Below are 12,532 nucleotides of genomic sequence, written 5' to 3'. Positions count from 1 at the left end.
GTGCCGTGATGAATTAGTTACTTGCCCAGCGATTATATGCATCTTGGTAAATTTCCACATAACGATCAATATTCATATTTTCAATTGTTTCCATATATTTATCCCAATTTGATAATGGTTCTACACCAGTAATAAATTTCGCTTCCATTTGTTCTACATAAGATTCTAAATCAACTTCAATGGTGTTGATTTCTTCTTGTTCTTCATCCGTTAAGTACACTAATGGATAAGCTGTCTCCGCATATGGATCTACTTTTGCTTTTGTTTCTTCTTCAATAAATAAGTCAAAGTCAGATCTCGGTGCATTTTCTACTAAATCAACTAGCATTGGTGTCGTAATACCGTATGCAGGTGTCAATGATCCACGATAATCTTCACTACTTTCGTATTCTGCTGGCAATTCTTTAAATTCGCGCATGCCATCTTCGCCTTCTTCCCACAGATAACCTTCAGGGCCTTGGTCAAAGAAATCGCGCCCTTCTTGTGAATACAGATAATCAATCCATCTAATAGAAGCTTCTGGATGCTCATTATTAGAAGTTATCGCAAAAGCACCTCTACTAATTCCAGGATTACCTGGTAATACAATTTCAGGTGAAACATCACTTGTTAATGGATGGAACATTGGATTATTGATTGCCTCTTCTTCCGTTTGTCCTGTTGTAAAGAACGAGAACCAATCAGGGAATAAACCTAACCTATCTTGTTGACCTTTTGCTTTTTTCTGTTCATCAGCTTGAGAGAATGTTTCTTGATCCAGTAACTTTTCGTCATACAATTTGTTCATATACGTTAAATATTCTTTGTAATTCTCTGACGCTGGTGCATAACGAACTGTCCCGTCAACTTCTTCAATGCCCCACTCCTTCATTCCAAATGCTGCTAGGAGCCACCTTCTTGTACTATTCATTTGCACATCTATTAAAGGAATTTCATCCGCTTCTCCATTACCGTTCGGATCTTCATCTCTAAACCGTACTAATAGATCGTAAAGTTCATCTGTCGTCTTCGGTAATTCTTCTACACCTAATGCATCTAGCCATGAACCGTTATACCACATTGGACCTGCTGGCCATGCTGATGTAGGATGTTGGTTGACTGCCGGTAATGCGTAAATGTGTCCATCCGTAGTAGTGATGGATCTTTCTATTTCTGGATTTTCTTCCATTAAGGCTTTGAAATTCGGTGCATATTCATCAATTAAATCTTCTAGTGGAAGTAAAACACCTTGTTGGCCGTAATCAACTTCCATACCTGGGGTCAAATCTGCTGTTCCTGCGCCAAAAATAATATCTGCTATATCTCCACTAGCAAAAGCTAAGTTCAATTTAGTTTGAAACTCACCTAAAGGTGGGGTATCATATTCAAAATTGACATTTGTTTTTTCAGAATACTGCTGTAATGTCGGCATGTCCTCCCAATCCGCAAGACCAGTACCTGGAGCCATTAAAGATAATGTAATCTCTTCATCCACGATTGGATAGCCTTCTTTATTTACTGCAACATCTTCTGATTCATTCTCCTCATCACTAGTGGTCTGTTCTGTTGTGTCATCATTACTACAAGCTATTAAAGATATTAAAAGTACTGCAAAAACTATAGCTAACCAAATTCTCTTTTTCATTTTTTAACCCCTTTCTTTAACTTTTTAAATGATATTTGTTTGATGTACTTACGCATTATATTTTTTACATCACCTCCTTAAAGTCCTTCTGAGCTATCCTTTTAATGAACCAATCATGACACCTTTCACAAAGTATTTCTGTAAAAATGGGTAAACAATAATAACTGGTAACGAAGATACAATCATGACACCATATTTAATAATTGCTGCTAACTGTTGCTGACTATTTATTAATTGAGCAGCCTCTCCAGTTACATTCGCATTATTGGATGACATATCCTGCAATACGAGTATTTCCCTTAACACTAACTGTAATGGAAATAAATCACGGTCTGAAATATAAATTAATGCGTTAAAGTAACCATTCCAATGTCCTACACCATAGAATAGTGCCATTACAGCTATAATTGGTGCAGATAGCGGCAAAATAATTTTAAAGAATAACTTAAAATTCGATGCTCCATCAATAATTGCTGCTTCTTCTAACCCTTTTGGTATGGTTGATTGGAAGAAAACTCGTGCAATAACAATATTCCATACTGCTGCGGCATTCGGTAGAACCATTGCCCAAATGGTATCAATTAAGCCTAAATCCTTTACCACTAAATAAGTTGGAATTAATCCACCTGTGAAGAACATGGTTAATACAAAGATTGCGGTGAAAAAACCACTTCCATAGAAATCTTTTCGTGATAATGCATAAGCTGCTGGAATAGTGACTACCAAGTTAATAAATGTACCTAAAGCGGTATAAATAATGGTCATTCCATACCCACGCCATATCGAATCATTTCCAAAAATCAGTCGATAGCCTTCAAGTGTGATATCTTTTGGTAATAACCACATTTCGCCTGTATTTACTGCTGTTGGATTACTTATGGATGCGCTGATAATATAAATCAATGGATATAAAACAATTATTAACGCAAAAGTTAGAAAGCAATATACAATGAACTTAAATAGTTTATCCGTCTTTGTTTCATATAATGTTGATGTTTCCATTTCTCCACCCCTTTACCATAAGCTTGTTTCACTTGTTTTCCTTGCAATTTGATTAACAGCTATTAATAAAATTGCATTAATGACTGCATTAAATAAACCTACGGCTGCTGCAAAGCTATATTGTGCATCTAATAAACCTGCTTGATAAACAAATGTCGCAATTACATTGGACGATTCCATATTTAATGGATTCTGTAATAATAGGATTTTTTCAAAACCTAGTGCCATAATATTTCCCAAATTCATAATTAACAATATAACCATTGTCGGTACTAATGTTGGAATATTAATATACAAAATACGCTGCAATCTTGATGCCCCATCTACAATTGCCGCTTCATGTTGCTGCGGGTCAACACCAGATAATGCCGCTAAATAAATGATGGTACCCCAACCAGTACTTTGCCACACACCTGATAGTACATAGACGGTTTTAAACCACGCTGGATCACTCATAAAAGCGATTGGTTCAAAGCCGAAAAATGCAATAATATGATTGATAATACCTGTTGTAGGAGATAAGAAAGCAATAATCATACCTGAAATAACTACAACAGAGATAAAGTGTGGTGCATATGTAACTGTTTGAACAGTTCGTTTATAAAGCCCGTCTTTTGCTTCATTTAATAATAGAGCTAATATGATTGGTAACGGGAAACCTACCACTAATTCGTAAATACTGATTCCTAATGTGTTTTTTAATAAGTCCCAGAAATAGTAGGAATCGAAGAAACGTATAAAATGTTTAAACCCTACCCATTCACTTCCTAAAAACCCTAAGGATGGGACATAATCTTTAAATGCTATTTGAATACCGTACATTGGTACATAATGAAAAATAATAAAATAGGTGAATGCTGGCAAAATAAAAATATATAGCTGCCAATTCTGAATTATTTTTCTATTCTTCTTTGTCTTCACTTTAATTTTTTCTTTATTCGATACTGCGGACTCTAGACTGCTCATGTATCACATTCCTCCTTTTCCCTACTTGGTCATTCGCTTTCTGCTTTCTGCTATCTGATACCATCATAGCTACAGGTTGTAAGCGTTATCAATATGTTGTTTTTGTTTTTAATTGTCATCTTTTCCTTATTACCTTTCAAATCCCTTGTCAGATAACGTTTTCAAAGTTTGCTAATATGTGAAACTTTACCTCTATGTTAATTTTGACATATGTCATATTATCACTTGTTAGTGCTGCTTTAACGGTGAATTCCGCTTTTCTACATAGAAAGAAGAGTGAACTACTTTTAAATAAGCAGTTCACTCCTCTTTTTTGTATCCCTTTATATTTCTTCTGTTTCTCCTTCCTTGTAATATTGACGGTATTTTCCTGGGGTCATACCAACAATATTTTTAAACTTCCTAGTGAAGTTAGCGACATCTTTATATCCTACATCGATCACGATACTCTTTATCGGTACATCTGTGTGGATTAAATCTTGTTTCACTTTTTCGATACGCAAATTTTGCACATATTGTTTAAAATTAGAACCTGTTTGTTCCTTAATAAATCTGCTTACATATGAGGCAGATAAATGAAATTCTAATGCGATTTTTTCTAAAGATAAATCATACAAATGGTAATGTTTATCTAAATAGGCAATAAGATCATTTTTCAACTGATCATTATGACTCTTTTTATTGCTATTCACTTCATCACACGTTTGTACAATCAATTTATCCAGCTCACTGTGCAATTCTTCAATGGATTGAAAATCAAAAATAACTTCTAATTGATTTTGGCTTGGCTTAATACCAACTTCTGATATGGTCTTAATAACAGTGTTAATAATGTCAAAGCTAATTGCCCTCAAAAAAGAATGCGATATTTCTTGATGTTTTATCGTATCCACTATAGAAATAAGCGATTCTTTAGCAACTTGCGCATCACCATGCTTAATACTCTGCACAATTTTGAGTAATTCGTCTTTTGGATAACCTAATGACGCAGTTGGTTCTTTTTCAATCTCCTCAAAATAAATGCAACTACCTTGTGCATAATAATATTTATACTCCAAAGCTGCTAATGCTTCAATATATGATCTATTCACTACCGTGATATCATGAACAATAGAACCTGTACTAATAATCGGTCTTATACTTAACTTCTCTTTGGACTCAGCTCTTAACTTTTCAACAAAGTTACGACGTTTCACTGAAGCTGTTTCGAAATCACCATTCATTTTAATGATCAACGCGATCCCGTTTACATACAATAAATCTACACCAAATGCTTTCACATCAGCTAGCTCCGTACTATTCACCATTTCATAAATGGTTTCCTTCTCGATCAGTTTTTTGGAAGAAGAACGACCACTCTCTAAAGAGATAATAAGTGATGCATAATAATCTCCTTCGATGTCTAAGTGTAACGTACTATTATAACTAGTAATCTCTTCTTCCGTACGAAAATCACCTTTTAATATTTTCGTAATAAATTGATCTCTTACGAACGATTGATGTTTATAAACGGTTTCACTTAGTTTCTCATGATCTTCAAATACAGATGTAACAGTTTGTTTAATGGTTTCTAATTCATTCACTGTCGCACCAATTTTTCGATTATGACTAACAGAGTTAAATAGTGAACGAATTGGATTATATTGCTTTCTCGCAAGAAAAATAGCTAATAATCCCCCAATAAGGAATACACTTACACACAGAAGGAATATTAATAAGCGCGTATCAGACAACCGCTCAAAAAATTGCGCCGTCTCCATGATGGTTACGAATTTCCATTCAGAAACTGGAGATTCCACTGCTGCTAAAGAGTAATTATTATTATTTAATTCAATCTGGTTGATCCTTCTATATTCACTCTTATCTATTGATACATCATGAATATTGACTGATTGATCTTTTATCGTAGAAGCAAGTATATTGTTATTTCTTGATACAATATAAGAATTACCTTTAAAATCGCCCATCACGTTCTCAATTAATTCATTCAAGCGTCTCTCATTAATTAAATAAAAAACAGATCCATATGTACTATTACTATCTAATGTAATTGGCGAAAAATAGGCAACATAGTTTACTTTTTCTCCATTACTGTTTAGTTTTTCAAATAGCACATTATTAGGAATTGTTGTATGAAGCATCTCTCCGAAATCATCTAGATTTACATCATAAAATGGATATTTATTTAAAAAAGCTTGGATACTAAATGATCCCTCAGAAGAATAAATCGTATTACTATGGTGATAGAAGATTAATATTTCATCTACTAGTGAACTATTCGCTTTATATTTCTTTAATTCCGCTACCGCTTCTAAACCATAATATGGATGATTAATCATATATGGGGTTAGTCTTGGATCATGTGCAATTCTAGTCGACAGAGATTCTAATTCGCTCATTCGCTCATTTGTAATGGTAGCAACTTGTTCTAATTTCGCTAAATTAGATTGTTCAATCTCTGATTTCAAGTTATTAACAGAATGCAGATAAATAATGGAACTCATAATAACAAAAGGTACAAAAAAGACCATTAAATACGAAACAATATAATTAACAAATAATTTAGATTTAAACAAGGGATGACCTCCTCGCAATACAATCCATTAACTCCTTCCATAGGAGGGGGTTTTACTTTTCTGTTCTATCTTCTCTTTATTTTCTTCTACTGCTAAACAGGCACGGTAAGAAAACCATAGAATCGGATATAACGTTAATGGTACTCCAACAAAAGCAGTAAGAGCTGGAAGGTACATATATAAATAATATAAAATAAGCAAAGAGAGTAATATTGCAACGGCCTCCAATGGTCGAGCCAGAGCAATCAAGAAGGCTTGTTTAAAATATTGTACAATTGATAATTCATATCGAACAAAGACAATTAAGAAATAGGAGAAACTAGTGACACATACACTGATTAGGACTAACAAAATCGCATGAAAATAAAAATTTTGAATATAGGTCTTGGACACAAAGTAATCCATGTATAAAAATAAGCCAATACATGCCCAGCCTAAAAATACTATGTTTGCTTTTACGAAATTCTTTTTATATACGTGCCAAAATTCTTTGGTAATGGATATGTCTGGATCAACTGTGAACCATTTATAAATAACAGATGTTAAAGCAATCGTTGCAGGAGCAAATCCGAATAACCCCATACCTAATAATGTGGATACAAGCCAATATATATGTAAAACCATTACCTTGCCTAACCAATACCCAAATATATATAAATATTTGAAGAATCCATTAATTGCTATCATGATACATCCCCCTATCTTGATATTATTTCTATCATAGCAAAAAAACACGTTAAAAAGAAAGCCCTTTCAAAATAAAAGTATGTATCTAGTCTTCTCAGTGAAGTTATAGAAGGTCATATTTCTAGCTTGGGCTGTTATTTGTAGTCATTGTTTTACCCGCTTCGCTTGCTTGTGTTTGTTTGCGAAATTGACTTATATTTTAGAGATAACAGTATAAGTATCGCTAAACATTGGATTACCATTCACATCTTCTTTCATTTCCATGTCTAACACGTGATATTCTCACTGGTTTTCTGAATAAATCCTTAGCGTATGTTTCCGCATTTTGCTGGTTGACCCCCAAATAGTGAAGTTTGCTATAATACAACAAAACATAATTTATAGAGGTGCATATGGAAGCGATACATTGGATAATCAAAAAGGCGCGTCAAGCAATGATGGATCATCAATACGCCATAGATCAGACGTTGGGTCAACGATACAAGATTGAAAAAGTATTACAGAATGGCAGTTATGGCATCATTTATTTATGCTGGGACCTGGATAGCCAGCAAAGATGTGTGGTTAAACAGATGCGAAAAAGCAAGAAGAAAGAAAACGTGGAAAATTACAAGCAGGAGACAGCTATTTTGCAGATGCTAGATCATCTAGCGATTCCCAAACTGATAGACACGTTCGTGTATCAGGATAAGCAGTTCTTTTCAATGGAATTTATCGAGGGGAAGAATATAGAAGATGCGTTATTTGACTCTGAGCAGAAGTACAATGAGATCGAATGTTTGAAAATGCTAAAACAATTAACCTCGATTATTTGTTATCTCCATGAAAAAGGAGTGGTCCATGGAGATATCCGAATCCCGAATGTACTAGTTCATCATGGTAAGTTATGTCTGATCGACTTTGGGTTGGCACTCAACCTACATACCGATAACAAGGCGAGAGAACAGCAAGAACATTTAGTACAGGAGGATTTTTTTGACCTAGGGGATTTTCTGCTTTTTCTACTCTACTCTTCTTATGATGAGGAAACTAAGAAGGATAGACCTTGGACTGAAGAATTGAGCCTTGATCCAAAAACAACTCACCTGCTTAAAAGATTGCTTCAGATTGACGAGCCGTACCGACGATGTGAAGATGTTCTGACTGATATAGTGGAAGCCATAACTCTACTTTCAGAAAGTGAGACTCACGCAAGCTCGGTAAGAGTAGAATCATAACTACAGACAGTTCTTATATGCTTCCAATAAGTTAACACTCGATTTGGTGGGAATTGTTGCTCTCCCCGCCAGATCGAGTTTGATTGTTTGTGATACGAGTAAGAATCAGCTACTGCTTGAGTAATGTCTTTTTTGCCGATAACGATGTGAGCCATGATAGGGATATCTTCCGCGCCTGTCACTACTGCTTCCAAAATACTTTCTCTTTTTTCTACTGCTAGAGCTATAACGATGATATCTAGATCGACGACTGCTACTACCACGCTTTTTCATCTCATGAGAAATGCCTTTTAGGAACTTTTTAAACATCGGGTTCCCTCCTTTATGGTATATACGATTAATTTATAACAATGTTTCAACTTTTTCGAGTGAGACGCTCTTTGTCTCTCCGACTAAGTGGCTTACTAGATTTAAGCGACTAGTGGACAATTCTGCACCGCTATTCCTAGGGATTATGCAAATTTATGGCAAAGGAAGAATAACAAAATTATATGGATATTGAGAAGAAGATAGTAATAAGACTATTTGGAGTTCTGTTCCAAAAGGGTAGGCTCGGAGTCTGACCCATTATCCCTATAGAAACAGAAAATGTAATCGTTAACACAACAAAACTATCAAATATGTAATATCAAGGTTGTTACAATGAAAATAACAGGGTGTTTTCATATAACAATATGAAAAGGCTTACAAAACCTAAAAGAGGTGATGCTAGAATAAACAAAGGAACATCCTGATCCCAACCTATATGTATATTTTATGAAGGAGGAAATTGAATGACTACGAAAAGACCACTAATTTGGTTATTATTGCTATCATTATTTATTTCGCCATTACTATTCATTGGTAATGGTGTTACAAATGCAGCAGCAATCGATTCGATACCAAACACAGAAAGACACTTCAAAGACTATGACAATAGTTATCTATCCGTAACTGGCTATGCATCATCAGGAGTTCATGATCGAAGTGAATACATGGATACTTCTTATTATCGTAAAGTCAAAACAGAAAGAGAGTTTCTACAGGCACTATTGGATGCCGGAAATGGAGACGTTAAAGTAATTGAAATAGCAAAGGATCTTAACCTGGGATGGAAAGCATTAAATCTAACTGAAGAAGAAACGAAGAAGTATCGCTTTATAAGAGCATACCGAGAACCCACCAACGGATTCACCAATCCAAAGCTAGCATCCTCCGGGGTTTCGCAATTGGATGTAAATAATGTGGATGGACTAACGATCTTTTCTAAAAAAGGGAAAACCATCAGAAGCGCGGAAATCAATTTACAACGATCATCCAATGATATTGTTATCCGTAATTTAAATTTTGACGGCATGTGGCAATGGGATGATACGGGGAGACATAAGGAAGTAGGCTGGACTTTTATTAAAGTGAATGGTGCCAACAACGTATGGATTGACCATTGTCAATTCTCGATTGCATCAGATGGACTAATTGATACCGAAAATGGTGGCTCTAACATTACCATCTCCTGGTCTAAATTCGGTTTACCTGCTAGTGAACATCCAGCAAAGGATAGTGATATCTATCAATCAATTCAATATATGGAAGAAGCTTACGTTGCAAATGAACTAGGATCAGACAGTGTATACTACAACATGCGTAATGATGGTGCAACGAAAGAGCAAATTATGGCATATGCTGCCTATCACAGCAAAGTACACTTAACTGGCTCAGGGGATAAAGATTATGTGGATTATGTAAGTAGCAGTGGAATGAATTATAAAGATGGTAATCAAAGAATCCGGTTAACCCTTGCTTATAACCAATATACAAATGTCGGTCAGCGAGTTCCGATGATCCGACAGGGGACAGGCCATGCATACAACTTGTATCTTGATAACTCCACACACCAGAATGTCTTGGATAATGTAACTGCTATTGCGGAACATGGAAGAGATCAACTTTCCCGAGCACTTAATGCAAGAAATGGAGCTTCAATCGCAACAGATACTTCTGTATTCCATGACATGAACGAACCAATTATCGGTGCGGAGATTCAAGGGTTAGATACGAAGAACATGGATGACCAATGGGCGGAGCTTTTCCAGCACGCCTATAACCGAAATTTAATCGTAAACTCCAAAGTAACGAACCAATATGGAACGTATACAGGAAGCAGTTGGGACAATAATGGTGAAAACTTATTTACTACCGGCTTTATTTGGCATGATAAAGCAACCATCGGAAACTGGGCCTGGTCTTCCCATATTGTCGGAAGTGAAGATATGGAAAAAATGAACCCACCGTCTGAACCTTTTACGTTTGAATATAAATATGATGAGCAACTTCCTTATTCCTATAATGTCATTCCGTTAAATCGTGTGGTAGATACGGTTAAGGAATATGCTGGAGCTAACAAAATCAACCAGAGTCCAAAAGGTTGGTTAAAGACTGAATATAGCGAGAAGAAGAAAAATGGACATTATCGAAATGCGCATTAACAGGGAATCAGGTTCATGAGAGAGGGAAATTGGCTTTTCCCCGTGTTTGGTGATGATCATATGGTATGATGATGACCATTTCCATAACCCGTAGTGGGCACTACGGGTTATGGATTAGCGGTTCCTAGAGAGATCGGCTATCAAAAATAGATCTTTCCTACTCACTTGGTTGGTTAATAGGGAGATCTATTTTCGTTTGATCAGCGATACGATCAAAGCGAGCAATGAAATGAAGAAAGTACCAACCATTTCATCACCTACATTCTCGATCCTTACACATCCTTTTCCTTATTCCTATTTCATATACTTTTGTTTTTGCACTAATCTGGTTAGTTTAAAAAATCTCTTTTATATTGAATAGCTAGATAGATTCCTGAAGCGATGAATGCCAGAGAGTATTTAAATAGGAAGAAAATTTGCCACATATATTCTTTTGGGAAAATCAAGTCGCACAAAATTACTCCAAATAACATAACAAGGGTGCTTTTTAAATATATTTGATTTGTTCTTTCATCACCTTTACCCATTTTCTTCATAAATACGAATACTAGAATCATTCCAACTACAAGCAATACAAAACCACTACCAAGGAGGATATTCCAATTACCAGGTGATTCTTCTGCCCAGGTTCTTAAAGGATCAAAGATAGATTCCATTTTCATTTTAATCATTTCCTTTCTCATAAGTAAAAATATCGTTCACATCAACTTCAAAGAAATCAGCAATACGAAAGGCAAGTAGTAACGTAGGAACATAATTTCCTTTTTCCATTACAAAAATGGTTTGTTTAGAAACACCAACTTTCTCTGCCAGCTCCCGCTGAGACATTCTGGCAAGGACTCGATATTCATAAACTTTATTGGATATCGAATCATCAAAATTCCCTTTCATTATCATCACCTCTATAGAAATTATAAACTTCTTCTTTATAAAAGTAAAGTATACTTATACAAATTAACAATAAACTTATCCAATCTTTTGATTCGTACAACTTTCCTAGACGTTCTTCATACCCATTTACGTGTGCGTTAACTTCATAAAAAAGCCTAATTCCTCCTTATTTATACGGAGGAACTAGGCTTGGGGACTTCCACAAAGATAATCTTCTTTTTAAAAATTTAAAAACTCAGGTCGTGATTGTTCGTGCTTGTCGAGCATGATCTGTTCCGGCTTGATGCCCTGCTCACGAAGTACTTCTATGTTCTGAACAAGGAATTCATCACTGCCGACAACATAGAAAAGACCATCCTTGTCTGCAGCAAGATTTTTCACTTCTTCATAGTATTCTTTACGGTTATCAACAAACTGTGCTGTGAACTTCTTGTCAGGTGTAGATTGAAAAATATTGGTGAATAAAAAATCTCTTGATGAATCAATGTTCAAGGAATGAATGTGATTGACGTTGTCAGCACGTTCGAAATAATCCAGTACAAGCGGTCTGAAAGTTGCCAGGCCGACACCAGATGACAGCAAGTAAACATTTTTGTCTTCTCTTTTAAGTGGTACATTCGAATGTGTTTTAAATATTGCCACTTCATGGCCGATCTCCATATTTCTTAAAATCGATTTAAATTCAGAACACTGCTCTCTGATCCGTGTTGTAATACCGATTGAATTTTCATGTGGTAGAGTGGAAATGGACATGTGACGAATCAAACTACGATTTGGTTTATCTCCGGCATTAAATCCTTCCAGTGCGAAGTGGGTGTGGGAACCTTCTTCCCATGTAAAGTCTTCCGGACAGTCGAGCAGGTACGTTTTTACCTCAGGTGTTTCTTCTATGATCTTATTTATTTTAGTCCAGTATATTTGCATGTTATATTCTCCTTACTACATTATGATATTGTTACTATCTACTATACAGCAAGTGATAACAATTCTCAATTAAACAGCCTGATTCAGATTCTATCTTAAATAAATCTACTAAAACCTTTCATTGGCTGTAATCACTAGTTGTCAGTTGCATGTGCTTCGTCAGTTTACTGCCTACTGCCA

11 protein-coding genes are annotated in these 12,532 nt (G+C 35.4%); 2 read left to right on the top strand and 9 right to left on the bottom strand.

What is annotated here, in order from left to right:
* Positions 1 to 13: 13 nt before the first annotated feature.
* From J5J03_RS18890 to J5J03_RS18870, 5 genes are all read right to left on the bottom strand, one after another.
* On the bottom strand, positions 14 to 1,624 hold the full coding sequence (locus J5J03_RS18890) for an extracellular solute-binding protein (protein ID WP_208591932.1): 1,611 nt from the start codon (positions 1,622 to 1,624) through the stop codon (positions 14 to 16).
* Between the two features lie 93 nt (positions 1,625 to 1,717).
* Positions 1,718 to 2,626 (bottom strand): carbohydrate ABC transporter permease, encoded by a 909-nt coding sequence (locus tag J5J03_RS18885; protein WP_208591931.1) that lies wholly within the window; start codon positions 2,624 to 2,626, stop codon positions 1,718 to 1,720.
* Between the two features lie 12 nt (positions 2,627 to 2,638).
* Positions 2,639 to 3,592, bottom strand: a complete 954-nt coding sequence (locus J5J03_RS18880) for an ABC transporter permease (RefSeq protein ID WP_208591930.1) — start codon at positions 3,590 to 3,592, stop codon at positions 2,639 to 2,641.
* A gap of 323 nt (positions 3,593 to 3,915) precedes the next feature.
* Positions 3,916 to 6,168 carry a helix-turn-helix domain-containing protein gene (locus J5J03_RS18875; RefSeq protein WP_208591929.1) on the bottom strand — a complete coding sequence of 751 codons (2,253 nt, stop codon included), beginning with the start codon at positions 6,166 to 6,168 and terminating at the stop codon, positions 3,916 to 3,918.
* Positions 6,169 to 6,195: 27 nt separating this feature from the next.
* The gene (locus J5J03_RS18870; protein WP_208591928.1) at positions 6,196 to 6,855 is read right to left on the bottom strand and encodes a YesL family protein; all 660 of its coding nucleotides are present in this window, start codon (positions 6,853 to 6,855) and stop codon (positions 6,196 to 6,198) included.
* 392 nt (positions 6,856 to 7,247) lie between these two features.
* Here J5J03_RS18870 and J5J03_RS18865 point away from each other — a divergent pair, with 392 nt between their 5' ends.
* The gene (locus J5J03_RS18865; RefSeq protein ID WP_208591927.1) at positions 7,248 to 8,072 is read left to right on the top strand and encodes a protein kinase domain-containing protein; all 825 of its coding nucleotides are present in this window, start codon (positions 7,248 to 7,250) and stop codon (positions 8,070 to 8,072) included.
* Here J5J03_RS18865 and J5J03_RS18860 read toward each other — a convergent pair.
* Positions 8,042 to 8,335 carry a hypothetical protein gene (locus J5J03_RS18860; RefSeq protein ID WP_208591926.1) on the bottom strand — a complete coding sequence of 98 codons (294 nt, stop codon included), beginning with the start codon at positions 8,333 to 8,335 and terminating at the stop codon, positions 8,042 to 8,044. The two genes, J5J03_RS18865 and J5J03_RS18860, sit on opposite strands and share 31 nt — an antisense overlap.
* A gap of 510 nt (positions 8,336 to 8,845) precedes the next feature.
* Here J5J03_RS18860 and J5J03_RS18855 point away from each other — a divergent pair.
* A complete protein-coding gene (locus J5J03_RS18855) occupies positions 8,846 to 10,537 on the top strand; it encodes a hypothetical protein (protein WP_208591925.1) in 1,692 nt (563 codons plus the stop codon).
* Between the two features lie 329 nt (positions 10,538 to 10,866).
* Here the strand turns inward: J5J03_RS18855 and J5J03_RS18850 are convergent, their stop codons facing one another.
* The 3 genes from J5J03_RS18850 to J5J03_RS18840 form a co-directional block, all read right to left on the bottom strand.
* On the bottom strand, positions 10,867 to 11,208 hold the full coding sequence (locus J5J03_RS18850) for a DUF2178 domain-containing protein (protein ID WP_208591924.1): 342 nt from the start codon (positions 11,206 to 11,208) through the stop codon (positions 10,867 to 10,869).
* Positions 11,201 to 11,428, bottom strand: a complete 228-nt coding sequence (locus J5J03_RS18845) for a helix-turn-helix transcriptional regulator (protein ID WP_018931982.1) — start codon at positions 11,426 to 11,428, stop codon at positions 11,201 to 11,203. The genes J5J03_RS18850 and J5J03_RS18845 overlap by 8 nt, the downstream gene beginning before the upstream one ends.
* A gap of 219 nt (positions 11,429 to 11,647) precedes the next feature.
* On the bottom strand, positions 11,648 to 12,352 hold the full coding sequence (locus J5J03_RS18840; RefSeq protein WP_208591923.1) for a ferredoxin reductase domain-containing protein: 705 nt from the start codon (positions 12,350 to 12,352) through the stop codon (positions 11,648 to 11,650).
* Positions 12,353 to 12,532 lie beyond the last annotated feature (180 nt).

Source organism: Gracilibacillus suaedae (assembly GCF_017599345.1).
GTDB classification, from domain to species: Bacteria; Bacillota; Bacilli; order Bacillales; family Amphibacillaceae; genus Gracilibacillus; species Gracilibacillus suaedae.
Note: the sequence above shows the minus strand (reverse complement) of the source record. Positions and strands in the feature narration are given on the sequence as shown.

Bases quoted from the DNA above. Each gene is read 5' to 3' on its own strand.
- J5J03_RS18890 (WP_208591932.1), bottom strand. From the start codon at position 1,624: ATGAAAAAGAGAATTTGGTTAGCTATAGTTTTTGCAGTACTTTTAATA.
- J5J03_RS18885 (WP_208591931.1), bottom strand. From the start codon at position 2,626: ATGGAAACATCAACATTATATGAAACAAAGACGGATAAACTATTTAAG.
- J5J03_RS18880 (WP_208591930.1), bottom strand. From the start codon at position 3,592: ATGAGCAGTCTAGAGTCCGCAGTATCGAATAAAGAAAAAATTAAAGTG.
- J5J03_RS18870 (WP_208591928.1), bottom strand. From the start codon at position 6,855: ATGATAGCAATTAATGGATTCTTCAAATATTTATATATATTTGGGTAT.
- J5J03_RS18865 (WP_208591927.1), top strand. From the start codon at position 7,248: ATGGAAGCGATACATTGGATAATCAAAAAGGCGCGTCAAGCAATGATG.
- J5J03_RS18855 (WP_208591925.1), top strand. From the start codon at position 8,846: ATGACTACGAAAAGACCACTAATTTGGTTATTATTGCTATCATTATTT.
- J5J03_RS18850 (WP_208591924.1), bottom strand. From the start codon at position 11,208: ATGATTAAAATGAAAATGGAATCTATCTTTGATCCTTTAAGAACCTGG.
- J5J03_RS18845 (WP_018931982.1), bottom strand. From the start codon at position 11,428: ATGAAAGGGAATTTTGATGATTCGATATCCAATAAAGTTTATGAATAT.
- J5J03_RS18840 (WP_208591923.1), bottom strand. From the start codon at position 12,352: ATGCAAATATACTGGACTAAAATAAATAAGATCATAGAAGAAACACCT.